The sequence below is a fragment of the Corynebacterium sp. genome, from assembly GCF_030532965.1.
Taxonomy (GTDB): domain Bacteria; phylum Actinomycetota; class Actinomycetes; order Mycobacteriales; family Mycobacteriaceae; genus Corynebacterium.
The window spans coordinates 172830-197776 of the sequence record NZ_JAUNKC010000002.1 but is presented as its reverse complement, the minus strand read 5'-3'; the positions used below and the strand labels follow the sequence as shown (position 1 = coordinate 197776).

The following is a 24947-nucleotide window of genomic DNA, read 5'->3' as shown; positions in this document are numbered from 1 at the left end:
ACTGGCGCCCGGCGCTGTGAATGTGCGAATCTATTTGTCCATTGCAAAGAATTTAAAATGGGTAAATTATTAATTGGCACGTTGCGGGTTTCCTTAAGCAAAAAACTGTCCATTAACTAAATATGGATTGTTGGTAACGCGGTATGGTGACTATGTTAAATGATTTTAGTGGGCGGCAAGCTGAATAGATTCGTGAAGGAGCAAATGGTGACAGGAATAGATAATCCTCAGAATGTGCCACCGTGGTTGCAAAAAACCGAATTAGCAAATTCAGCACCCGAATCTGCTGTAACTGGTGATGATCGGGCAGAAACCGGTTCCCCGAATCGGGCTTTCGCTGATGTACGGCCCGGGCGTCGGCGGGCGGAGGATGCCCCCAGGCGTGCCCGGCATGCCAAACCGGCGGGGTCTGATGAGCCGTCGAGCTACTCGTTGGGGTCGTCGCAAAGTCCGACACCTCCCCCCACTATTGGGGAGAAACTCACACATTCGGGTGTAGTTTCTGATCGAGTTTCCATTAATAATCTTTCATCTACGCCCTCCGTGGAACGGAAAACGCCAAATTCGTGGAATTTAGGCACCGATGCATCTGATCGGCCACGTCGGGGCGGAAGCCCCACACAGCCGACCGCTAGCGCGGCTACACGAGTCGACTTCACCGGCGACGGTATTCCCACCGAGCCGGTCGAAGTGCCACCCCCGACCGAAGCAGCCGCCCCGAAACAGCCGGAACCGCCAGCTGCGCCGGATACCCGGACGCTGAAAGTCGATTCGATTCCGGAAGACACCACATTCATCCGCGAATATTTTGCGCAAAGCCTTCCGCCGAAGGAGCCAAAAGAATCTAAGGAATCTGTTGAATCCCCCCAAGCCGACGCGGCGAAAGAGCCAGCGGCGGGGGATAAAACCGCAGCCAAACCGGCTGAAAAGGCGACGCCGCCCGTCGCGACCGCCAGCAAGGCTTTTAGCTTTAGTACTTCCGATGACTCTCGGGTTTTCGTTGCGCGCTCCGACGACGAGCCGGGGAAGGTCATCGCTGGGGACGTCGAAAAGCTCGATGTAGCAGCAAAAATCGACACCAGCGGTGCCGAATACTTGGCGCCGCCGCCTGCGCTGGACCAGTCGATCTTGGTTAACCCCATCAAAGCTGCCCCCAAAAACGGGTGGCGGCGGTTTGTCTACAACGTCACACGCGGCTACCTCAACCTAGGGGATTCGCAGAGAGCGTTGCGGTACGAACAGCTCATCCGGTTAGCGGGTACCCCATTGCGCGGCGACCACCGGATCGCAGTGATGTCGCTGAAAGGCGGTGTGGGTAAAACCACAACCACCGTCATGCTGGGTGGCATCTTCGCCAGCCTGCGCGGCGATCGAGTGATCGCTATCGACGCTAACCCCGACTTTGGCACCCTGGCGCAACGCGCCGCGCTTCCCGGCAGCCCTACCATCCGTGACCTGCTCAATGCGGAACACCTGGAGCGATATTCCCAGATTCGCTACTACACAACCCAGGCGGAAAGTCGCCTGGAAGTCATCGGGTCCGACCGCGACCCGGAGGTCTCCGAGGCGTTCAGCGAGATGGACTACCGGCATGCAATAGATATTTTGCAGCATCACTATAACGTCATTTTGACGGACTGCGGAACGGGGTTAATGCACTCGGCGATGGCGGGAGTTTTGGACTTAGCGAATACACTTATCCTGGTGACATCATCCGCGTTGGACGGGGCGCAATCCGCCTCGGCTACCCTCGATTGGTTGAATCACCACGGATATGAAAAACTCGCAACAAACGCCATTGTTGTCGTCTCTGAATCCACGCCCGGAAACCCGCGAATTGATATTCAGCAGCTTTCTGAGCACTTCAAGTCACGCACCCGTGCGGTGCAGGTGATCCCATTCGATCGGCACCTCGCCGAAGGGACCATCATCGACTTAGAGCGGTTGGACAAGAGGACATATTTGGCATTTCTTGAGCTCGCTGGCCTGGTGGCTCAGGATTTTCCCAACTGGCACCGACACGCCAACTAAGAGGTGATTGAAGGAAAATGCGTCGCACCCCGACCGTGGTTGTGAAAACCACACCTATTGCGCTGACTGCAGTGGCAGTACTTTCTGCGACAGCGCTCACCGGCTGCGCCGACCGCCTAGAGCCCCCCACACCGGAAAACTATTCCAATACCTTTCAGTTAGCGGAATGGTCGACGCAAGAGGGCGCTATCCGGTCGATTCCGCCGCGCTCGCTTCAAGCGTATGCCTATGCATCAGTCACCATGAGTGAATCGGGTTGCGATGTTGGGTGGCAAACCCTAGCCGCGATCGGATATGTCGCCAGTAACCACGGTTTTATCGCGGGGGCGACCGTCGATAACGATGGAACGACCAGCCGAAAGCTGCGGGATCTTAAATTCGTTGGCAATGAGGCAGTCGCTGATACCGACGAAGGCATGCTCGACGGCGACCCCACCATGGATGTTGGAATGGGGCCGATGCAGATCAAAGCAACAGCTTGGGAAAAATTTGGCGAAAGCGCTCAACCAGACACTGTTCCGTCACCCGACAATATCGACGACGCCAGCTTGGCCATTGCGCGCCAATTATGCGCCAAAGGCTCACTGAATACCCCGGCCGCTTGGGATAATGGGATGAAATTGGTTAACCCGAACCCCGACTTCATTAAAGCGGTTCACGCCAAAGCTCACGAATACTCAAAAAGCGCAGGGTAAAACACACGATGGATAACATGCACGATGCCCCTTTGATCCCCACGGCCATTCGCCGGGTGTTGACTGCCACCGCCGGAATTTGTTTGGTGCTCTCCATTGCTGCCTGCAAAGAACCAGGCTGGGCGAAGATGCAGGATTTTGAGCAACGCACCCCGCCGGTTGCACAATTACCGGGCCTACCCGCTTCCTACACGGCGCCTTCGACCACTTCCTCGACGTCAAGTTCGGAAATTCCGGAGCCGGAGATTGAGGTTCCGCAGAACCGGAATCCACAGCCGAGCCCAGTTCGGCCGCAAGCTCCGGCGGAACCAGCGCCGCTACCGGCTCCTGAGCCACCACCTGCACCGGAACCATTCATTCCGGGGATCCCAGGCATTCCGGGAATTCCGGGGCTTCCATTGCCTGAAATACCTATACCGTTCTAATCCAGGTGTGAGAAAAACAGAAAATCTGCTGCCGGACAACCGCGGTGGTCGAAAGCCCGCCACGGTGTCGGCATAAAGTTGGCACACATTGGTATAAAAGCGCCGAAACCGCGCCAAAAATAAAAAGCGGCTTACATAATTTCTGTTAAGGCAATATCATAGGAATCTCATAGGAAAACAAGAAAGAACCAAAAATGAAGGCACGACTAGACATCGACAGCTTGATAATAGAGCCAACGGTGCAGCCGGTTTTCAAACCGCCTTTTGATCCGGCTGCGGCGGTAGCGCGTGGTGGCCTGTATGCGCCCACGGCGGCTGCGGCCGCGCCACCGATTGCGCCTGTACAGCCTGTCGCTGCGGTGTCTGCCGCGCCGCAACAGGTTCAACCTGATGAGCCCCAGTACGTTGAAGAGCCGCTTGCCGAGCAACCACTCACCGAGCAGCCGTTCACTGAGCAGCCGCTAACAGATGTAGGTGAACAGTATGACCCCAGTGTGGCTGAGCTGCCGCAGGAACAGCAGGCGGTAGCGGATTACAGCACGCCTTCGATCGAAGCGGAGCAGCCCAGCACGCCGTTTTACGATGCCAACGCTTCCGCAGAGGCCGTTCCTGCCGACACTAACCCTGAACCGTATTACGCCCCGGAGCCACGCTATGAGTCCTACACCGATGAGGCGTCGGTGCAGAACTACGATGCAGTGCAGCCTGCGGCGGATAATCAGGTGGAACAGCCCGCTGTTTCTTACGAGGGATACAGCTACAGTGCTGCGGCTCAGTTTGAGTTAGCGGACGTGATCCCTATTTCCGAGGATGTTGCGGAGGAGACGGCTCCGCAGCAGACCACCGAGTATTACCATCTGGAGCCACAACCGCATGATGCTGTCGATGATGTACAGCAACCTGCACCAGAGTTCCGCATCAATGAATACCCAGATATGCGCGGGATACACGGCAGCGTTATGCAGCCAGAACCCGAGGTTGTCGCGGAGCCGCAATACGTGGATGCCGCTTACCAGCAGCCAGTAGCAGTTTCCGAGGGGGAAGCACGCCCCGAGCTTGTCGACGAAACCACGTCGCAGCCCGTCGAGCCGGAACCTTCCTATGACGTTGTGGCCGAGCAGCCAGAGACGGTTGTCCAGCCACAGCGGGAAATCCTTGCCGAACCTCAAGGCGGGTCGGTTTTCGTGCCGCACCCTGATGCGGTGGCCGAACAATATGTCATGGTGGAAACCCCGGTTGCACAACCGGAACCAACCGAGTGGGCTGAGCCGGTCGCTGCGGTGGACACCGTCGATTACGTCGAACAACCAGCTCCGGCAGTAGAAGAGGCTGTCGTATCCCCCGTCACTGAGGAGTGGCCGACCGGTGAACCTGAGCCTGCTGTGGTGGAACCGCCGCTAGCTCCAGTGGTGGAAACCGAACCGGTACCGCCGGTTGCGGATAACGTGGTGGAAGCGCCGGTCGAAACCCCGGTCGAACCGGCTGTTGTACCAGTAGCTGAGCCGGTTATAGAACCTGCGGCAGAACCTGTGAATGAATCGGCGGCACCGGGAGTTATCACCGCCGCTGGTGCTGCGTCGGTTACAGGCGTGGCGGCGGCGCTGAGCGCCACCACACGTCAGCCTGCTTCCGCACCCGTTGCGCAAGCCCCGCAGGTGGAAGAATCGTCATCTCCGGTCGTCGAGACCACACCACAGCCGGAAGCGGAGCTTCTGACACCGGCAGCGCCTGTAACACCTCAGCCGGTTGTTGAGCCGCACCCCCAGACGAACACTCAGGTACAGCCCGAGCCGCAACCAGCGGTTGCTGCCGAGCCTCCGGTAGCTGTTCCAGCGCCGCCCGCCGCGCAATTGGAAACGAGCACATTGTTTCCAATGCCGACAACGCGGGAAGCGGATCGCCTACGGATGCAATTGGCTACTCAGGCGCTGTGCTTTGACAATTCCACTCCACGGACGAAACCACTGACGTTAAACATCATGGTCATCTCTGCCGCTGTGGCCGTCATTTTGCTTGCTGTTTTAATTGCCACCGCGAAAATCATGCAAATGATGTAAAAAACCATGGCAGTTGCCCAGTACAACGAGCGCGTTGCATAACGCTAAGGATTCTCGTTTTACTGGGCTTTTTGCTGCCCACCCGCGACAACAATGCAGGTCGCTCTCCACAACAGATTCCCGCTCGCAAAAATACGTGCCAGCGCTTTTTGAATAATCCGACTTGAAGTCGGAGATTGCGCGGCGGATGCGAAAAACCGCCAGGATCCGACGCCGATTCATGCCCACCAAGGGCGAAAATCCGACTCGAGCCGCGTCCCCCGGTAGATCCACAGCGGATCCATAGCGGATACGTCATATTCGGGTTAAGTCATGAGTGGTTGAAGTCGGAGATTACGCCACGGCCGAGGAACCGGTGGAACGTGACCAGGGAAAACTCTTCCACTTAGGGGGCCGCGCTGTGAATCTCCGACTTCATCACGGAAGCGAAAAAGAGGAGGGTTGCGGCAATCAGGGCGGCGCTGATTGCGAAGACACCAAGGGTGACAGCGACGGGGTGAAAAATAACACTCCCGCCGCGATGCGTGTGCATCAATCGGCGGGAGTGTTCGACACGATGTCGGGGAATCAGGCGCTACGACAACGCCCAGAAGTAGGTAAAGACACCTTGTGCCACGAGGATTACCGGAATGGCGGCCACGGTGAAAATGGTGTCGAGTTTGCCAACCAGGCTGGAGGAATTGGTAGGCGTGGTACTTGGCTTGCGTTTGGCAACGACGATGATCAGCAGGATGAACAGCAGGCAGGTGCCAGCGAAAACCGCGCCTGCCAGCCACTGGTCGGATGCTGCCATAAGCCACCACGGATTGTGTGGTTTTTCGATGTCGTAGAAGGTCTTAGCCCACGGCACGCAGGCGGCGGCGCACAGTGCAAGCCCCACGGTTCCGGTGAGAATCAACGGGGTGATGCGGCGGGCATCGCTGAAGCTGGCGGTGCGCAGCAGCATGATGATTGACAGCACGGCGGCCAGAATGCCTTGCTGCCAGTACGGGCTGGAGGCCAAGGTGACGATGATAAAGAACGCGGTGGCGGTGGCGAACCACACCAAACCGTCGCATACCGTCGCGGCTTTGATTGCTTTTCGACGAACATCTGTGCGCGATACCGCCGCACCGTTGTCGTTTTCCCGAAGCAGCGCGGTGAGCCCGGCCGATTTCACGGCGAAGCTCGGGGCGATGATGAGCGCCACGATTGGAACCCAGGCACCCCAGGCGCTAAACGCCAGTGCGCTGACCCCGAAGTAATTGGCGGTGTACAGGGCGACACCTGCGAGGGCCACCAGGAAGAGCGCGAGTGCGCCACCCCGGCCGGTGCGTTCGGTCTTTCGGCCAGCCGCGAGTACGGCGGGAACCGCAGCGATGCAGGCTACCGATACCAGGCCGGACCATTCCCGACCAGCAGGCAGCGGGGCGAGGAATGGGCTGGTGGCGGCCATTGCCGTCAGCGGCGTGAGTAGCCCGAGCCACCGCATGGGTTTAACAGGCTGGAGGAATGCCGCAATCAGGCATATCAGGGTGATAGCTAGGCATACGGCTGCCGGGACGATCGTGGGGAGTTTCCAGGCGGTGAAATCGTTCGGGGCGCCATACACCGCACCCAGGGTGGGGATGTACACCAATAGCGCAAGCACCGTGGCGACGATGAAGTAACCAGTGGCGCGGATGGAATCCGCCCAGCGCCAGGTGGTTGCCGCTACGGCGCTGCGTAGTTCAGGAACTGCGTGATCGACAAAGGGGGAATGGGCAGCAGCCAGCTGTGGGGTGAGGTAGAGGCGTTGGCCGTCGACGATGGAATAGTCGTCGAGGGTTAATTCCGAATCTAATAACCCCTTTGTGGGGGAGGACAGGGCCCAAGGCTGAGTGTCTGCTTTAGGATCATCGTCGCTTCCGGGAGCGACGGAGGGGACATCGAGTAGGTTGGTGATGTCGTCGATGACGTCGACGATTGGCCGGTGAGCAGGCACGCTCACGTCTAATTGTCGATCATTGTAAAAAACGCTAAGGCGAATAAACACAGTTGCCATAATAATGATGATTTCACGGTTTATTGCTTAAAAGAAAGCTTTAGACTGAAACGCCGAAAACGTGGATAATTAAACGCGTCGGATAATCGTTTTCCGAAGGGAATTCATGAGTACTCGTTTAGTTCATCGCCCTGACCGCGTGCAGCGCGATATTACACCTGAGAATCCAGTGCGGCTCAGTCCTCTGCCGCCAGCCGCAGGCGTCTTAAGCAAGGCTTCAGGTCTGCTTAAGGTGTTGTTGCTGTTGCTCGGTGCCGTTGGTATGGGGCTCGTCATCTGGTTCCTGCAGGACCCGGTCTGGTTAGTCGTCGGTGGCGGCATGCTTCTTGTTGCCATCGTGCTGGGCGCCCTGTTGTGGGTGGTCGGCAACACTGGTGGGCGTCGAAAAGCGAAGGCGCAACGGGCGCTGTACATTGCGGAATTGGAAAACTGCGAAACTGCGCTTAGAAACCAGGCGGAAACGCAACGCAGCGAGGCGCTACGGCACCATCCCGCCCCGACCGCGTTGCGCACCGTAATCCGCCAGCCGGAACGACTCTGGGAACGCCGACCCTCCGACTCGGATTTCCTCGTTGTTCGGCTCGGGCAAGGCCCCGGCGATTTGGCGTGCGGGATAGAGGTGCCCGCCGCCGACGCGGTGCCCGATCAGACCGCTTACGCCCATGTTGCGCGGATGCTGCGGCGGGTCGAACGAATCAACGACCTGCCCATTGCGGTTCCGCTGCGCGGGGTGGTGCTCATCACCGGCGCGCCGAACGCCACCGCCAATGCGGTTCGAGCGCTGATGCTGCAAGCCGCCGTCATGCATTCCCCAAGCGATCTGAAGATTCACCTCGCGTTGCCGCTATCCGGCGCCGCCGATACCGGTTCGTGGGCGCTGTGGTTGCCGCACCTTATCGACGACCGCACCTTGGACGGCCCGGTCGGCACCCGAAACGTCAGCGACGACGCCGAATCCGCGGCGAGCCTCGTCGCCGAAATCGAGCGCCGTCGCGAGGAACCTGGCGCACACACGCCACACCTGCTCATCGTTGCTGACGCCGACTCCGAACACGGAATGGAAATTCTTTCCCACGTTGCAACCGTCGCGGATTTAGCGGCAGCGGGCATCAGCGTGATCGTCACATCGCGCAATAACGCCTCCGTCGCGGCAGACATCCGAATTTCCGTTTTCGGCTCGCCCACCCCACACTTCACCGTCGACCTCGGGCGCTTTGCCCCACCCGCTGGTGTTGAGGGTTACGATGCGCGCCTTTTGTACGGCGGTACCGCCGGTACCCTTGATGATCTTTCGCCGCAGCTTGCCGACGCCATCGCGCGCGAATTGGCACCGCTGCGGGCAGACGAAACGGTCGAAGACGACGACCCATTGCAGCACCCCATCACCCTTGATGCCCTGTTAGGGGTCGGGAATTTCAACGACTACAACATCGAAGAACTCTGGGCCCCACGCCACCTTGACGATTTCCTCACCGTCCCATTCGGAATCGACGCCCACGGCGACCCAGTGGGGCTCGACATTAAAGAATCAGACCTGGAAGGCATGGGTCCGCACGGCATCTGTGTCGGCGCGACCGGTTCCGGAAAATCCGAGCTGCTGCAAACCATCGTCTTAGGCAATGTGGTGCGCCATTCGCCGGAGAACTTCGCCATCGTGCTTGTCGACGCTAAAGCGGGCGGCACCTTCACCGGCTTCTGCGGCCTGCCGCACACCGCCGCTATCGTCCAGAACCTCAAGGATTCGGCTGGTCTTATCACCCGACTGCACGACGCAATCCTGGGCGAAATCCAGCGACGGCAACGGATGATGCAAAGCGCCGGAAACGTCGCAACCATCCACGACTACAACCGATTGCGCGAACGCGGCCAAATCCAAGAACCGATGCCGCACCTGTTCATCGTCATCGACGGATACCAAGAACTACTCGAGGTTAAACCTGACTTCATTGACCTCTTGGTTCAAATTGGTCGAATCGGCCATAAAGTCGGCTTGCACTTAATCCTGGCAACCGAACATCTGGAAGACGAAACCATCAACGGGCTCGCGCCGTACCTCAACTACCACCTGACGCTGCGCACCGACTCGGCCACCGATTCCGGTTACACCCTCGGCACCACCGACGCGCTTGACCTGCCGGAACAACCCGGCTCCGGGTACTTAAAAACCGACAATGGGACCTACAGCAGGTTCCGGGCGGTGATCGTTTCCGACCCGTACTCGCCAAGCGAAAAACACCATCCGGGTGCCCTGCCAGCCATCGGCATGCCGTTGGAGCTGCGCAACACGACACGCGCGTGGCTGGAGCGTCGAAAAGCAGCCGATGCCGCCGCAACCACCGACGGCGCCGACGATCGCTCCACCATCCAAGTAGTGCTCGACCGGCTGCGGCCATCGGAGCTGCGCACCAACCAAATCTGGCTGCCGCCGCTAGCCGAAGAAGTCGGACTCGAAGAAGTCCTCTACGAAGCGCAACTCACCTCTAACCGGGGACTCGCCGTGCCGCGGGACCAGTATCTCGATTTCACCCTCGGCGTGAAAGACAACCCCCGGGAGCAATGGCGCGGCCCGCTGACCGTCAACCTCGCTGGTGAGCACGGCAACCTTGCCATCATGGGCAGCGAACACTCCGGAAAAACCACCGCTGTGAGCACCCTCGTGCTCTCCGCCGCACTGTCGCACACCCCAACCGAAGTCAACTTCACCATCGTTGACATGTCGGGCGGCAACCTCGACTACCTCGCCGACCTGCCGCACGTCACCGCAGTGGCAACCGGAAACGATGAGGAACGCCTCAACCGGATGATCGCACAGCTGCAAATCGCAATGTCGCGGCGGGAAAAACTTTTCACCAAACACAACCTCGCCGACGCCACCGACATGCGAAACATGCAGCTACGCGGCGCGCTGCCCGAAATTGCGGCGTCGGACCTCTTCCTCGTCATCGACGGCTGGGAAGAATTTAAACAACGCTTCGACGTCCTGGCCGAAATCGTCCAAAACCTCGCGCAGCGCGGCCTGCAGTACGGAATCCATGTCATTTTCACCACCGGGCAATGGTCCGACTTCCGCCGCGACGTGCAGGAAGCCATTGGTTCCCGCATCGAACTGCGCATCGACGACCCACTGGCCTCCGTTAACGGCCGCGGCCTCATGATGGAAATGGAAAACGCCCCGCTCGGCCGCGCGGTCAGCATGGACAAAAATTACTGCCAGATCGCGCTGCCAACCTTCAACCAACCAGGAGTGGTACGTGCCCAGACCGCCCACGAACTCGTCGCCGCCATCACCAACGGCTGGAACGGCACCATCGCCGAAGCCACCCCGGTGGGCAAGATGCTGCCGACCAACATACTTTACGACGACCTCCGGGCCGAACACCCCGGCACCCCCGAAGCGCTGGTCGGCGTCACGGAGAACGACCTCAGCCCGGCAGTCCTCGACCTCGACGGCGAGCAACAGCTCCTCATGATCATCGGCGACACGAAGACAGGGCGCACCTCAACCCTGCGCACCATCATCAGCGAACTGCTGGCCCAACACTTCCCGGAGCAGGCAACCTTCGCCATCTTCGACATCCGCCGCACCCTCCTCGGATTCGTCCCGAAGGACTACATCTCCAAATACGTGGGCACCACGAAGACCGCCGATATTGCGGTGGAATTCCTGCAAAAAGAACTCGACCACCGAATGCGGGTCACCACAACTGGCGACAACTGGGACGGCCCCGACATCTACATCGTGGTGGACGACTACGAGCTCATCGAAGGCTCCGGCAACCCATTACGGCCGCTCATCCCATACTTTGCCCACGCAAACCAACTCGGGCTGCACGTCATCATCGCCCGCAGCTCCTCCGGAATGGGGCGCGCCAACTACGAGGCAGTCATCCAAGCGCTCAAGGACGCGGGCGCTACCGGAATCCTGCTGTCTGGCGACCACAATGAAGGTCAGATCTGGCCCAACGTTTATCTGCAAAACCTGCCACCGGGCCGCGCCCAGTGGGTCGAACGCAATGGGGAGAAAACCCTCATCCAACTCGCCCACTACCCAGCGCCACTGTTGTTCTAGGTTTGCTCTAGACGGCAGGCTCCTGTCAGTCGCTGAACCGGCGGCAGTTAAACGAAAACTACAACCCCGCGCACCTCGCAAATCTTTGAGGGCGCGGGGTTTCGCATGGGCCAGGGGTTGGGCATTGGGGTGTGAAGTCGGGGATTGTGGTTTTCGGCGGGGTGGGTCTTGGGGTTTTGGTGCGGTGAGTAGTGGAATCTCCGACTTGACGATTTTGGTGGTTGGGGCGTGCGGTGAGTTGGCCGCAAGGGGGTGTGGAAGTCGGAGATTGTGAGTAGGCGTTGTGTTTTCCTGGGGGAATGCAGGGGTTTTGGTGGGGTGAGTAGTGGAATCTCCGACTTGACGATTTTGGTGGTTGGGGCGTGCGGTGAGTTGGCCGCAGGGGTGTGGAAGTCGGAGATTGTGGTTAGGCGTTGTGTTTTCCTGGGGGAATGCAGGGTTTTGGTGGGGTGAGAAGTGGAATCTCCGACTTGACGACGGTGGGGTGTGCCGGGGTTGGTGTGGTTGTGTGAAGTCGGGGATTGTGGTTTTCGGCGGGGTGGGTTCTGGGGTTTTGGTGGGGTGAGAAGTGGAATCTCCGACTTGACCAAGACGCGAGCCGAACCGGCCCACCCGCCCGAGCAACCTGTCGGCGTCAGGCGGGCTTGCGTAGGACGATGATGAGGTTACTCACCAGGAATTCGCGCAGCAGGGGGACGTGTACCAGCCACCACGCCCAGCGCGGGTGGTACCTAGGGATGAGTGCTGCGACCTGGGCGCCGCTCGTGTGGGCCCAGGTGAGTCCTGCGCGGCAGGAGACGTCGAAAAGCGAGGTGCCGAAGCTGTTTTTGGGCGGGTGCCCGTGGAGGCGGGTGTAGCGATCGCGGGCGTAGTCGCCGCCGACATAGTGGGGCCACAGCCCGGTTTCGTGGCCGCCGAACGGGCCGAGCCAGATGGTGTAGCTGAGGATCACAAGCCCGCCGGGGGCGCATACCCGCAGCATTTCGTCGCCCATGTCCCAGGGGCGCGGCACGTGTTCGGCGACGTTGGAGGAATAGACGATGTCGAAACTGCCGGTGCGAAACGGCAGGTTCATGCCGTCGCCGCGCACCGCGTTGGCGATGGTGATGCCGGCGGCCGCCATTTCGCCGACATCGGGTTCGAGGCTGATATATGTCGCGCCTTTGTGTTCGAATTCGGTGGCGCTGTAGCCGGGGCCGCCGCCGACGTCGAGAATACGGAGTCCGCTGAGGGGCGCGTGGTTGATGTCCGCATGGAGTGCTTCGATGAGTTCCCGGGTGTCGCGGGCTAGGTGGGAGTAGAACCGGTCGGGTTGGGTTTGCTCGTAGCGAAAGTCGTTGAGCAGGCCGAAGGAGCGGCTGAGGGTGGCGCGGCGGGCGGTGCGCGGTAAGTGCGAGAAAGACATGAGGGTTTTTAGTCTAGTAATTCGGCGGGGGTTGGGCATGGGCTAGGGTAGATAGCTGTTATGAAAGTTTTATTGTTGTGCTGGCGGGACACCGATCATCCGCAGGGGGGCGGTAGCGAACGCTACTTAGAACACGTGGCCAGGTATTTGGTTGAACAGGGCCACGAGGTGGTGTTCCGCACGTCGAAGCCGACGGATAGTCCCCGGTGGGCGGTGCGGGACGGGGTGATGTTTTCCCGAGGCGGCGGGAAGCTGGGGGTGTATCCGCAGGCAGCAGTGCTGATGATGCTCGGGCGGCTGGGGTTGGGCCCGTTGCGCGGTGTCGATGTGGTGGTGGATACCCAGAATGGTATTCCGTTTTTTGCGCGGCTGTTTTCGGGGCGGCCGACGGTGCTGTTGACGCATCATTGCCACCGGGAACAGTGGCCGGTTGCGGGTAAGGTGCTGGCGCGGGTGGGGTGGTTTATCGAGTCAAAGATTTCGCCGCGGGTGCATCGTTCCACACCGGTGGTTACCGTTTCGGTGCCGAGCGCGCAGGAATTGGTGGATTTGGGATTTCCGGCGAGTGGCATTGAAATTATCCGCAACGGCGTCGATCCGGTTCCGGCAGTGATTCCGCAGTTGGGCGATGATGGGAAGCTGCATGTGGTCACCTTGTCGCGGTTGGTGCCACACAAGCAGATTGAACACGCGATAGATGCGGTGGCGGATTTAGACGATGTGGTGCTCGACGTGATCGGTTCCGGCTGGTGGGGCGACCGGCTGCGGCAGTACGCCCAGGCGCGGGGTGCGCGCCAGGTGGTGTTTCATGGGCAGGTGACGGAGGACTATAAGCACGCGTTGCTGGCACGGGCGGCGGTTCACGTGATGCCGTCGCGTAAAGAGGGGTGGGGGCTTGCGGTTTTGGAGGCCGCGCAGCATGAGGTTCCGACCATCGGTTACCGCAGTTCCGGCGGGTTGCAGGATTCGATTGAGGACGGCGTGACGGGGGTGTTGGTGTCGAATTCCGCCGAGCTGCGGCGCAAGTTGCGGCTTTTGCTTGTCGACGCCCCACTGCGACACCGGTTGGGGGCGGCAGCGGCGATCAAGGCGCAAGGTTATTCCTGGGAGGAAACCGGTCGACGGTTTCTGCACAAGCTCAACCACGCTGCGGCGATGGGAACCGCGCACCACAAAAGCAAGAGGGCTAACCCTAGGAGGTAGCGGTGTTTAGGCGGCGGTGCGGGGTGGGGGATGGTGGTGCGGGTGCCGTTGACAAGCACTTGGGAAACACCAAGGCGGGCCAGGGCGGCGGTATCGTTCGCGCGCCACGCGGCGCTGGCCTGTTGGTATCTTCGGGAGGCGGGGTCGGCTAGGTGCTTGTCGACGATCAAGCGCCCCGATTCCACCACGGATTCGGCTTTATAAAGCGGGTCGACGAGGGGGCGACCCTGGTAAGTAATGAGCCCCTGCGAGTCCAGATTGAGCAGGTCGCCGAGGGTGCGGTCCGGGGTGTGCCACTGGTGGAGGGCGGGCAGGGGGCTAAGCGCGCTAAGGGCGATGGGAGCGTCGGGGATTTGGAGGATCGCTAACCCGGTGGCTAGTCCCGCCAACCACCGGTTAGTCAGCCGGGTGGCGGCGGTGACATAGCCGGGGATGAGAAGGAGGGCGAGTTTGTGGGAGTCGCGAAACAGCGCCGCGCCGGGTGCGTGGGCGAAAACCCAGTCCGAGGGGCCAAGCCACAGTGCGCAGTATAGGGCGATGGCTACGCTGCTGGTGATGGCCCACCTGCGGGGCATGTGCCAGACAAGCAGGGCGAACAGTGCGATACCGGCGATTATCCAGCCGTGGTGTCGGGAATCGGGTATGGCTTCGCTGTTCCATAGCCCGCCGAGGGTGATGAAGGAGGTGATCGGGTCGAGGAATGCTTCGCCGCGGCCGATAAAGAGTTTGTGGGCACCTGCGGCGGGTGGGGTGATGAGGCTGGGGACGAGCCATGGGAGGGATACCAGCAGCCCGGTCACGGCGATGCGGAGCCGGTGGTGGCGGCTTGCGATGACGGCGATGGTGGTGCCGAGGACGGCCCCGGTGGGGGTGAGGCTGCACAGCCACAGCGCCAAGGTTTGACGGCCAGGTCGATCGTGGAAGTAGAGCAGGGCGGGGACCAGCCAGGCGACGAGTGCTACCGACCAGTGCCCTTGGAGGAGGCGTTCGATGGTGAATGGGTTCCACAGGGTGATCGTGATGGCGGCGGCTGCGGCCAGTGTGCTTAGGGTGTGGGCGCGGGTGAGTTTATATGCGGCCCACGCGCCGATGCCTGCGGTGGCAAAAAGCAGTACTCGTACCATCCAGGAGGCGGGTAATACGTGGCCGATCAGTGCCAGGAAACCGTCTTGGGGAGCGTTTCGCGCCGGTAGGTCGCCGAAGCCGAGGGCGGATAGGTGCAAAGCGGGGTGGTTGAGGACCACCATGTCGCGTAGGAGCAGCACCCCGGGTTGCAGGAGGCTGCCGAGTAGAACCACGATGAGAAAGCAGGCGTAGCCGCACAGGAACCAGTCTCGCCTGCTGTGGTTATTGGGCATGGTGGTTATTCGGTGGTCGTGGGTGGTTGGGTGCGGTTTCGGCGGCTAAACCGCCAGATCCCATAGAGCAGCAACGCGCCTGCCAGGTACTTGCACAGGAATGCGCCTAATCGCAGGTAGTACATGGCTCGTACCGTCGGGGTGGCGGTTTCTTTGGCAGCGTTGATGGTGGCGTCGTCCCAGGAGAATGAGGTGTGCAGCAGGGTGCGGTATTTATTGACCCCGGAGTGGGCGGTGGAACGGGCGTCTGTGGCGTCGGTGGCGAAGAACAGGTGGATTTCTTCTTCCTGGTTAAGGATGACGCCGCTGGTTGGCTCCACCCAAAGGGTGCGGGTGGCGGTGTAATAGGGAGTGAGTGTGATGGTGGGGTCGTCTTCGGCGGTGGTGTCGGGGTAGAAGCGGGAGCGGGGGCCTTCGAGCCGCATCTTGGCGATCTGGTCTTGTTGGGCTTCTGGTAAGTCAGATTCGTTGGTGGGGGTGGCTGGTTCGTCAGAGATTTCGTCGGAGTGGGTAAACGACCGGGTGGCGGAACGCGCAAGGTTGACGACCGGGATTTCTTGGCGGAAAACGTAGACGTCGCTGGTGCTGATATAGGGGTTATCGCCTTTCGGTTCGGTGCGAACATAATCCAAGGGGTAGGCGGCTTGGGCGAAAACATCGAAGTAGGAATAGGAGCGGCGTTCGGTGTTAAAAGGCAAAAAGTACTGCAGCCCGTCCCGGGCGAAGGAGCCGGTTTTGAAATTCAAGCCGAAGCCTTTGGCGGTGACCGTCATGTGGGAGGTGTCGTCCAGGATGGGGTGGGCGGAGCCGCGCTGAAGGTGGAGGAGGTCTTTGATGCTGATGAGCCGGTAGCCAGAATCGGTGCGAACCAGGTCCTCGGTGACGGACAGCTCGGCGACGTTTTTCATTTTTTTGCCTTTGTCGTCCGTCAGGTCGGCTTTTGTTGTGTGCAAGGTGGTGCGCCACTGGACGGTGGTTTTAGTCGAGTGGCAGTCGTTGCTGGCGGACGGCGGGCAGGTGATGGTCGGGTCGTAGAAAACGGCCGGTGCGGGGGTGGTGTGGATGGTTCGGCTGGTGTTGACCGGAAGCGGTTTGAGGTTGGTGATGACCAGTTTCGGCACGTTCTCGGCGACGAGGAACAGCAGTATGGCGGCAATGATGCTTATGACTGATGCTTTGGGCACGGAAGACACTGCGCGCACTGTATTGCCTTTCTGCTGTGTTGTTTGCAAGCATGGGGAAGTGCCCCAAATAGATTGGCCGTTCAGATTGTGCCACAGTGGCGTCTGAGGGTCGAGGTCAAAAAACTTAAGGCAAATAGTGTCTCTATCGTACCCATCAAAACCCAAACCTGAAGCAGTAGCGCAGGTGAACCGGCAAGGTCGATTACGTCGCCGCCGGTTTAACCCGAGCCTGGAAGGGTTGCGGGGCGTCGCCGCCCTAGGGGTGTTGGTGACCCACGTGTGGTTTCAAACCGGAATGGATTATCGGACGCATATCGGTGCGATAGTGTCGCGGTTCGATTTTTTCGTGGCGGTGTTTTTCAGCCTGTCGGCGTTTCTGCTGTGGCGCGGCATGGACTTTACGTCCGATACGGTGCGGTTTTATTATTGGCGGCGGTTCTGGCGAATCTACCCGGCGTATGTCGTGTGCGTGGTGGTATGTGTGGCGTTTCTGCCCGAAACCTTCGGTGCGAGTGCGGCGACGATTTTTCAAACCGTCACCTTTACCCAGCTGTATTTCCCGCACAGTTTTCTTGGTGGGCTCACCCACTTGTGGTCGTTGTGCGTGGAGGTGGCGTTTTACGTGGTGCTGCCGGTGTTCGGGGTAGCGTTGCGCGGCGCGTCGCGCGGGAAGCGCCTTGGGGTGATTATCGGGGTGACGCTTATCAGTTTGGGTTGGGCGTTTCTGCCGTTTGTGCAGGATTCGCCCAGTGACACTCGTGCGAATATGCAGATATTCCTGCCGGGGTTTTTCCTGTGGTTCGCGGTGGGGCTGGTGATCGCGGAATTAGAGGGCATGCTTTACCACACCCCCACGCGGCTTAAGGTGCTACGCCGGTTGAGTCGGTGGCGGGTGCTGTGGTGGGCGATTGCGGTGGCGACCATGTGGCTGGCTGGCCAACAATCGTTTGGTCCGGTGGGATTGGTGCACCCCTCGGCGCTGGAATTCATGCTGCGGGTTATTGCCGGTGGGGTGTGCGCGTGGTGCATAGTCGCGCCCTATGTGTTTAGCCCCGTCTCGCCGGTTCTGGAATCGCGGCCGATGCAGTTTTTGGGCACGATTAGCTATTCGGTGTTTTTGTGGCACGTGCCAGTGTTGACTGCCGTGTTGCCGCTTGTGGGGGTGCGGCCGTTCTCGGGTGGTTTCCTGGTGGTGTGTGTTGTCACCGTGGTGGTGTCGATCGCGGTCGGGTTTTGTTCCTATGTCCTTATCGAGGCCCCGCTGCGCAATCCAATGGCGCTGTGGCAAAAACTAAAGAGTTCATCTAATTGAACTTTTTACTTCTGAGTGTTTAGATAAAGGGGAAATATCGCCAATAAGAAACTAGGTTGCCCACATGCGTCATACCCGAAAACTCGCAGCCGCCCTGGCTGCCGCACTCCCACTCACCTTGATCGGTTGCGCCACCACCGAACCAACCGACACCAATTCCGATGCGCTTAAGGTCGTGGCCTCCACCACCCAGATCTGCGATTACCTCACCCAGATCGCCCAAGCAGGCATCGTCATGGACAAGACCGACGCCCAAGGGCAACACAGCACCATCGGCGACGGCCCAGCGGATATGGAACTAACCTGCCTGCTCGCCCCCAACGCTTCGGCCCACGAACACGAAATGACCCCGCAGCAAATGAAAGCACTCGGGGCAGCCGACGTACTCTTCATCAATGGCGTCGACTTGGAACACTTCCTCGATTCCGCGGTGTCCACCTCCGGGTTCGGCGGAACGGTATCGGTGACCTCCGGTGTCGGCGAAATCCCAGGCGATGCCTTCACCATCGACAAAGGTGCAGAAGCCATCGACGTGCGCCCCTGGCCGTTCGTGGAAGAAGGCGAAGAAGCCGAATTCAGCCACGACCCACACGTCTGGACCGCACCACCGCTGGCCGCCATTCAGGTGAAAAACATCGGCCACACCCTGGCCAAGGCAGCACCGGATAAGGCCGATACCTTCACCAAAGCGGTGGAATCCTACACCAAGAAACTAGCCGACCTTGATTCCTGGGCTAAGAAGAGCCTGGATACAGTACCCGTCGACAAGCGAACCCTGTTTACCTCCCACGACGCGTTTGGCTACCTCGCGGCCGCCTACGACATCACCTTCATCGGTGCAGCGCTTAGCGACTTCAACCACCAGCAAGACGCCACCGCCGAGCACATCCAAGCAGCCGCCGAGGAAGTAAAGAAATCCGGCGCCACGGTGCTCTTCGCCGAGAACTCCAACAACGATAAATCCATCTCCGCCATCGCCCGCGCCGCTGGCGTCACCGCAATCACCGACGCAGACGCTCTTTACGGCGACTCGCTTGGGCCGGTCGGCAGCCCCGGCGAAACCTACATTGGCTCAATTGTCCACAATGTGACAACCTTGGTTCAGGCGTGGGGCGGCACCCCGGCCGAATTACCCACATCACTGAAATAACCTTGTAGGTATCCCATGGTTCAACCAGTAATCGCAGCACGCAACCTCGCCGTCGGCTACGGCGGCCCACCGATCATTCGCGACGTCACCTTCGATCTACACCCCGGCGAAGCGCTCGCACTGATCGGCGCCAACGGTTCCGGCAAATCTACCCTGCTCAAAGGGATAACCGGGCTTTGTGAGGTCAGCGGCCAGCTCAGCATCGCTGGCACCGTGGGATATGTACCACAACACCAAGACATCGACCCCAGTTTCCCCGCCACCGCCCGCGGCGTTGTGGAAATGGGGCTCTATCCCAGCACAGCATGGTGGCGGCGGATACCCGCTCAGCCGGTCACCGCAGCCATCGACGCGGTAGGGTTGCGCGCAATCCAAAACAGCCGATTCGGCGACCTTTCCGGCGGCCAGCGGCAACGCATCCTCATCGCCCGTGCCCTGGTTACACAACCTCAGGTGCTCCTGCTCGACGAGCCTTTCAACGGCCTCGACCCCGAAAGCCGCGCCGAATTGGTGACAACGATTCAAAGCCTCACGGCAAACGGCACGTCGTTGATCATCGCAACCCACGACTACAGCCTGGCGCACGACACCTGCCAACGCTGCGGGGTCGTGGCGGATGGGACCGTCACTGTGCGCGACACGAAGGAAGCGCTGGCAGACTATGAGCAGTGACATCCTCGTCGATATTCTCACCATCCCCTACCTGCAACGGGCGCTGATCGTACTGTTAATCCTAGGGATCGTCGGCGGCAGCGTCGGGGTGCTGGTGAACCTGCGAGCCATGGAATTTAGCGTCGAGGCTCTCGTGCATTCCATCTTCCCCGGCATGGTGGTCGGCCTGGCGCTGTACGGCATCAACGGCATAGTCCCCGGCGCGGCGGCGGTTGCGGCAATAGCTGCGGCAACGCTGACGGTGGTGACCACGAAAGCCGCCAGCGAGGCGGGCACCGCAGTGGTCCTGACCAGCTTCTACGGGCTCGGTGTTGTTTTGTCGCTTTCTATCGGGGATTATTCCGGACAATTGGATGCGCTCATGTTCGGGCGGCTGCTCGATATTACCGAGATTCGGCTCTATCAAACCCTCGTGTGCAGCGTCATTGCCCTGGTGTTGTTGATTATCACGTGGCGGCGGCAGGTTCTTTGTGCCTGCGACCGCAGTTACGCGCGATCGCGCCGGGTCAATGTGTTGCTAGTCGACGCGGTGCTCAACGCGGCTATTGCGGCTGTCGTTGTGGCGGCTAGTTCGGCGGTGGGGGTGCTGCTCGTGATCGGCTATTTGATTATCCCCGGCGCGGCCGCCCGCCTTCTGGCGAAAAATACCCGGCAGATGGTGATTATTGCCGTCGGTGCCGGGGTTGTGGCGGCGATCATTGGGGTGGTTGCGATGAATATTGATGTTGGCCGACAGATTTCGCCGCAGGCAGCGGTGAGCCTTTCGCTGATCGTGGTTTTCGCGGCGGCCTTTGCTGGGTCTTTCCTTCGGAGGCGCGCGTGTTAGGTATTTTATTGCTTCCGATCATTGAGGTTGTGGTGCTCGGCGCCGCTATGGGCGGTGTGGGGGCGTTGGCGATCGCGGGCCGGCGGGTGTTTTTCGCCGAGTCGCTGTCCCACGCCACCTTCCCTGGCGCGGTGGTCGGCGTCGTGGTGGGGCAGTGGCTCGGCGGGGATATTAGTACGTGGTTGTTTATCGGCGCGGGTTTATTGTGTGTGCCGTTGGCGTGGTTGATGCGGCTGTTAAGCGGATTGCCGGGGATTTCCGCGACGGCGGCGGCAGGTATCGTCTTAACCTTGGGTTTCGCCCTGGGTGTGTTTTTGCTGCGGTGGTTTCAGCCGTTGCCGGTGAAAGTGGAGGGGTTTTTAACCGGTTCGCTTTTGGCGGTTTCCGTATCCGATGTGGTTGCTTCAATCGTGGTGTTGCTGGCCGCCGTGGTGGTGCTTGCGGTGTGGGGCCGGAAATTGGTGGTGTATTATTTCGACCCGGTGGCGTATCGGGTTGCTGGCTTGTCGACGACCCTGGCGGAGGCCGCCACCTTGGGTTTGTTGTGTGCTGCGATGGTGGTGGCGATCCCGGCGGTGGGTAGTATTTTATCGATCGCCTTGCTGGTGGCCCCGGCTGCCGGTGTGATGGGGTTCGTGCGCCGAATGCGCAGTTTGGTTCTACTGGCTGCGGTTGCGGGGGTAGGGATCGGGTTAACTGGTCTTTATATTGCGGTGCATTTTAGTCTTTCCGCAGGTGGCACCATCGCCGTTGTGGCGGGTGTGTTTTATGTTGCCTGTCGTTTTATAGGATGGGGGACGTGCATGTCATGGAATTTCCGGAAAAGACGCAAGACTACCTCAAGTGCATTTGGGACATCGTAGAACGAACGGGTGAACCCGCCGCCTTGGGCACCATCGCTACTGCCTTGGGGCAAAAAACCCCCACCGCCAGTGAGGCGGTCAAGCGGTTGGCGGCCCGCGGATTGGTGCACCACGAAAAATACGCCGGGGTGATCTTGACGGAAAAGGGTAATGCGATTGCATTGGCCATGGTGCGGCGGCATCGCCTGGTGGAAATGTTCTTAGTGCAGGTATTGGAATATTCCTGGGACGAGGTTCACGAGGAGGCCGACCGGCTGGAACACGCGGTTTCGGATACGTTTTTAGACCGGGTCGACCGAATGCTGGGCCACCCCACCCGTGATCCGCACGGCGATCCGATCCCTGATGCGCATGGGAATATTGAAACCCTGTCGCGCCAAGCGCTCAGTACGGTTCTGCCGGGCCAGCCGGTGGTGGTGGAGCAGATCCACGATGGGGACCCGGATTTTTTGAGGTATTTGGCGCAGCATAATATCGCGCCCGGCACCGAATTACTGGTCCGCAGTGCCCCGGTCGCCGGGGTGTTAGAAGTGTGGGTGGGCCAGTCGCCGGTGGCGCTATCGGTGCAGGCGGCGGGCGATATTAGGGTCGTCGGCGCCTCGTAGTGGGGATGCACATGGCTAGGATTCCCACGACGCAGGCAAGTCCCAGCAACAGCGCATCGCCCGCATAGTGGGGGGAGGGCCACGGGGCGCGGCCAAGCCACATGGCGGCCATACCGAACGCGGCGGCGATGAGTATTCCGCGATTAAATAACGTGTAGCGCAATACCGCCCACACCAGCGGGACGGCGATAAGCGCGGGCCAGCCGACCGCAACGATGGTGGCGGCAATGAGCGCGATGGTGGTGGGGATTTCGTCCCTATCGGTTGCCGCCATCTCACCGCTTGCTTGTCGACGCCACCCGATCAAAGCCCCCACCACAACCGTGATGATGGCGATTACCCCGCCGATGCCAAGACCCAGCCGGTACGGGCGATCCGCAGGGAACGACAATTCGAACGTGCCGCTTTCACCTGCCGGGATGATGAATGCTTGGATTCCGGCATTGATTATGGTCGGCTCCACAACGACACCATCGAGGGTGCCTTTCAGCCCAGGATTAAAGGCCCGGTTGGTCACCAGAATCCGCTCAGTATCCGACTTCGGAACCTGCCGCTGCGATAACCACTGCGGCGGTGCGCCGTCAAGACTCCGCTGCGGATCAATCAGCGACACCACCCGGGCGGTGGTTTTTATCCTGTGTTCTCCCGCAGCAAGCGTGACCACATCGCCGCAGCGGTAGGTGTCGCCGTCAATTTCCACGCTGTGATTACATGCAGACAGTGCAACCACAAAGTCCCGCTGGCTATGCAGCGTAACCGCCCGTTCTAGCACCTGGGTATTGGAAAACACCCGATTGAACACGAAACTGTGGGCATCAGGGGAGGTATCCGGCACCGTGACGGTGCGAGTAATGGGCGAATCCGTCAACGCAATTTCCGCCACCCCCACCGGGACAGCGGCGGCACCAAGGGTCAGCCGCACCGCGTCGGTGGCGCCGCCCGGGACCGGAATCTGGGTGGATGTACCTGGGGTAACCATGACCGTGCTGTGGGAATCCCCGGAGGTGACGGTCACCTCCATCCGCACCGCTTTGGTCGACGTCAACGTCACTTCAATAACGGGTTTTGCGCTGTGGGTGCGTAGTTCAATCCACTCGCCTTTCTGCATCCCAGGGCGGGGATACCAGGCGGTGGAGAGATCCCCGTCGACGGCGGCGGTCTGCGACCGCGCCGGGTTCGGTCCGGTGAAACTTGACGGGTCGGCGGCAGAAGACGACACCGCCACCGTGCCGCCTTCCTCAACGACCGTGGTCAGCGGACCGATACTCGGATAGTCGATCACACGATTGAACACGTCGGTGTTCTCCGCCCGCGAGCTCAGCGGGGCGGAAACCGCCTCGTGGCCACCAAAGTTCCGGGCGAGCAGCAGCGGCGAATCGGTGACAATGTCTGCATCACCGGCCACCAAGCGAAACGCGCCGGGCCCTAACAACGCCAGGGATTCCCCGCCACCGGCCACGCTGGGGATCTCTGAGCTTTCCACGGTGTACATATCGTGCTGGCCATTGAAGATGACCACTTCCACTTCGCCGAATTGTTTGGATATAGCATTCGGGAAATTCCGTTCGGCGGAAAACAGCCGGTGTTTGTGGGCCAGGTCGTGCCGGATAATCACCGCCCCGATGCCGTGCCTACTCAAATTCTCTTCGGTGGGGTACATCGACATGCCGTCTAAGCCCCGGATGGTTTCGGGGTTGACCAGCGGGATCGCATCCCGGACTGCCCAGGGGACCTCAAGAAGCGCCTGGGCGGGTTCGTCCCGTGTCCAGCCCCAATCTTGGCGGGCGAAGGAACTCGCGGGCAGGATCAACGTGCGGGTCCCGGCGGCGTGAGTATTGAGATACTTCGCCGCTTCAGCCCAATACCCCGGTACCGAGTCATAGGCCCCGAGGGGAAGCAACCGCAACGACCACGCCGGTGCCGTGGCAGCCGCCGCAATCAACCCCACGGCAACCGCTGCCGCCACTCTGCGCGGTTGAGGCAGGGCGAGTCGACTGATTACCTGCGCGAGGCCGATCGTAAGCGGTAGCCGCACCAACACATCGAATTTATGAACATTACGAAACGCCACCCCAGCCCCGTCCAAAAACCCGGTGACCAGCGTCGAACCGCACAGAACGACGATGCCGAGCGCAAGCATGACCCACCAGAAACCGCGTCCGACAAACTTTCTACTGAGGCCATATACCCCAATACCAGCCATTATCATGGTGGCGATCACCAGGTACGGGTTGGTGGCCAGAAGGTGCCCAGCTTGGCGTTCTGCCTCCACAAACGGCGACCAGCTGGTGGTGCCGCGTAGCACCTCGGCGATATTGAGCCAATTGGTCACCACCGTGGCGTTTTCAATGTAATCGGTAAATGGGCTGGCATACGCCCCCAACACCAGAAGCGGGACGATCCACCACACACTGACCAAGCCGCAGCCGCACAGCCAACATAAACTCAGGCCAAGCTGGCGGCGTCGACAAGCAGGGCGGGCGTAGAACACCACCTGCCACAGCAATGCCAAGCCAGCGGGCACACATGCGGCGATGGTGGCGGTGGCATTCACCGCGCCCATCAGCGCCACCGCCACGACCGACCGGCACACCGCTTGGCTTGTGAGCGGGGAGCGAAGAAGCGGAAGCAGTACCCACGGGGCGACCATCATCGGCCAGGTTTCGGACGAAATCGTGGTGAGCGTCGTCAACGTCCGTGGCGATAGGCAATACATACCCGCCGCCACCGGAACCGCAACCCCGGTGAGCCCGCAGGCACGCAGCACCGCCACCATTCCGGAATATCCGACCGACAGCACCAGCCACCACCACAGCCGTTGTGTGATCCAGTCGGGGGCGGATTGCAGAACCCAGAAGAAGGTGCCGTGGGGAAATAAATAGCCATAGGCTTGGTTTTGTAGCTGCCCAAACGGAAACACATCCGTCCATGCGTGGCTGGCTTGGGCCAAAAACCCGCCCGGGTTGGCCACTAAATCATGTTTCGTATCCGCGGCGATTTTGCCGAAGGGTTGGGCGACACTAAGGCAGCCCAATAACAACCAGCCAATGACATGTATCGCCATAGCCG

At 60.2% G+C, this 24947-nt stretch carries 18 protein-coding genes; 12 read left to right on the top strand and 6 right to left on the bottom strand.

Annotation, left to right across the window (positions count from 1 at the left end; translation table 11 throughout):
* The first annotated feature begins 204 nt into the window (after positions 1-204).
* The 4 genes from Q4D85_RS14505 (at position 205) to Q4D85_RS02145 (ending at position 5208) form a co-directional block, all read left to right on the top strand.
* Positions 205-2031 carry an AAA family ATPase gene (locus tag Q4D85_RS14505; RefSeq protein ID WP_368502233.1) on the top strand — a complete coding sequence of 609 codons (1827 nt, stop codon included), beginning with the start codon at positions 205-207 and terminating at the stop codon, positions 2029-2031.
* Between the two features lie 17 nt (positions 2032-2048).
* Positions 2049-2726 (top strand): hypothetical protein, encoded by a 678-nt coding sequence (locus Q4D85_RS02155; protein ID WP_303197912.1) that lies wholly within the window; start codon positions 2049-2051, stop codon positions 2724-2726.
* A 17-nt stretch (positions 2727-2743) separates the two neighbouring features.
* Positions 2744-3151, top strand: a complete 408-nt coding sequence (locus Q4D85_RS02150; RefSeq protein ID WP_303197911.1) for a hypothetical protein — start codon at positions 2744-2746, stop codon at positions 3149-3151.
* Positions 3152-3345: 194 nt separating this feature from the next.
* Positions 3346-5208, top strand: coding sequence for a hypothetical protein (locus Q4D85_RS02145; protein WP_303197910.1), 1863 nt, complete (start codon positions 3346-3348; stop codon positions 5206-5208).
* A gap of 385 nt (positions 5209-5593) precedes the next feature.
* Here the strand turns inward: Q4D85_RS02145 and Q4D85_RS02140 are convergent, their stop codons facing one another.
* Positions 5594-5743 (bottom strand): hypothetical protein, encoded by a 150-nt coding sequence (locus Q4D85_RS02140; protein WP_303197909.1) that lies wholly within the window; start codon positions 5741-5743, stop codon positions 5594-5596.
* Positions 5744-5782: 39 nt separating this feature from the next.
* Positions 5783-7231 carry an EsaB/YukD family protein gene (locus Q4D85_RS02135; protein ID WP_303197908.1) on the bottom strand — a complete coding sequence of 483 codons (1449 nt, stop codon included), beginning with the start codon at positions 7229-7231 and terminating at the stop codon, positions 5783-5785.
* Positions 7232-7337: 106 nt separating this feature from the next.
* On the opposite strand from Q4D85_RS02135, the gene eccCb reads away from it, so the two are divergent.
* Complete coding sequence (gene eccCb, locus Q4D85_RS02130; RefSeq protein ID WP_303197907.1) at positions 7338-11300, top strand: type VII secretion protein EccCb; 3963 nt, start codon at positions 7338-7340, stop codon at positions 11298-11300.
* Positions 11301-11934: 634 nt separating this feature from the next.
* On the opposite strand, the gene Q4D85_RS02125 is transcribed toward eccCb, so the two are convergent.
* Positions 11935-12705: a bifunctional 2-polyprenyl-6-hydroxyphenol methylase/3-demethylubiquinol 3-O-methyltransferase UbiG gene (locus Q4D85_RS02125; RefSeq protein ID WP_303197906.1), complete on the bottom strand. Its 771-nt coding sequence runs from the start codon at positions 12703-12705 to the stop codon at positions 11935-11937.
* A 60-nt stretch (positions 12706-12765) separates the two neighbouring features.
* On the opposite strand from Q4D85_RS02125, the gene Q4D85_RS02120 reads away from it, so the two are divergent.
* Positions 12766-13908 carry a glycosyltransferase family 4 protein gene (locus Q4D85_RS02120; RefSeq protein WP_303197905.1) on the top strand — a complete coding sequence of 381 codons (1143 nt, stop codon included), beginning with the start codon at positions 12766-12768 and terminating at the stop codon, positions 13906-13908.
* Here Q4D85_RS02120 and Q4D85_RS02115 read toward each other — a convergent pair.
* Positions 13803-15266: a hypothetical protein gene (locus Q4D85_RS02115; protein ID WP_303197904.1), complete on the bottom strand. Its 1464-nt coding sequence runs from the start codon at positions 15264-15266 to the stop codon at positions 13803-13805. The two genes, Q4D85_RS02120 and Q4D85_RS02115, sit on opposite strands and share 106 nt — an antisense overlap.
* 5 nt (positions 15267-15271) lie before the next feature.
* Positions 15272-16459 carry a DUF3068 domain-containing protein gene (locus Q4D85_RS02110; protein ID WP_303197903.1) on the bottom strand — a complete coding sequence of 396 codons (1188 nt, stop codon included), beginning with the start codon at positions 16457-16459 and terminating at the stop codon, positions 15272-15274.
* A 127-nt stretch (positions 16460-16586) separates the two neighbouring features.
* Between Q4D85_RS02110 and Q4D85_RS02105 the strand changes: the two genes are divergently transcribed.
* From Q4D85_RS02105 to Q4D85_RS02080, 6 genes are all read left to right on the top strand, one after another.
* Positions 16587-17762: an acyltransferase gene (locus Q4D85_RS02105; RefSeq protein WP_303197902.1), complete on the top strand. Its 1176-nt coding sequence runs from the start codon at positions 16587-16589 to the stop codon at positions 17760-17762.
* Between the two features lie 64 nt (positions 17763-17826).
* Positions 17827-18912, top strand: a complete 1086-nt coding sequence (locus Q4D85_RS02100; protein ID WP_303197901.1) for a metal ABC transporter substrate-binding protein — start codon at positions 17827-17829, stop codon at positions 18910-18912.
* Positions 18913-18927: 15 nt separating this feature from the next.
* Positions 18928-19584: a metal ABC transporter ATP-binding protein gene (locus Q4D85_RS02095; RefSeq protein ID WP_303197900.1), complete on the top strand. Its 657-nt coding sequence runs from the start codon at positions 18928-18930 to the stop codon at positions 19582-19584.
* A 1-nt stretch (position 19585) separates the two neighbouring features.
* Positions 19586-20410, top strand: coding sequence for a metal ABC transporter permease (locus Q4D85_RS02090; RefSeq protein ID WP_303197926.1), 825 nt, complete (start codon positions 19586-19588; stop codon positions 20408-20410).
* Positions 20404-21273, top strand: a complete 870-nt coding sequence (locus tag Q4D85_RS02085; protein ID WP_303197899.1) for a metal ABC transporter permease — start codon at positions 20404-20406, stop codon at positions 21271-21273. Before Q4D85_RS02090 ends, Q4D85_RS02085 begins: the two co-directional genes overlap by 7 nt.
* On the top strand, positions 21219-21878 hold the full coding sequence (locus Q4D85_RS02080; protein WP_368502232.1) for a metal-dependent transcriptional regulator: 660 nt from the start codon (positions 21219-21221) through the stop codon (positions 21876-21878). The genes Q4D85_RS02085 and Q4D85_RS02080 overlap by 55 nt, the downstream gene beginning before the upstream one ends.
* On the opposite strand, the gene Q4D85_RS02075 is transcribed toward Q4D85_RS02080, so the two are convergent.
* Positions 21856-24942, bottom strand: a complete 3087-nt coding sequence (locus tag Q4D85_RS02075) for an alpha-(1->3)-arabinofuranosyltransferase family protein (protein WP_303197897.1) — start codon at positions 24940-24942, stop codon at positions 21856-21858. The two genes, Q4D85_RS02080 and Q4D85_RS02075, sit on opposite strands and share 23 nt — an antisense overlap.
* Between the last annotated feature and the right edge of the window lie 5 nt (positions 24943-24947).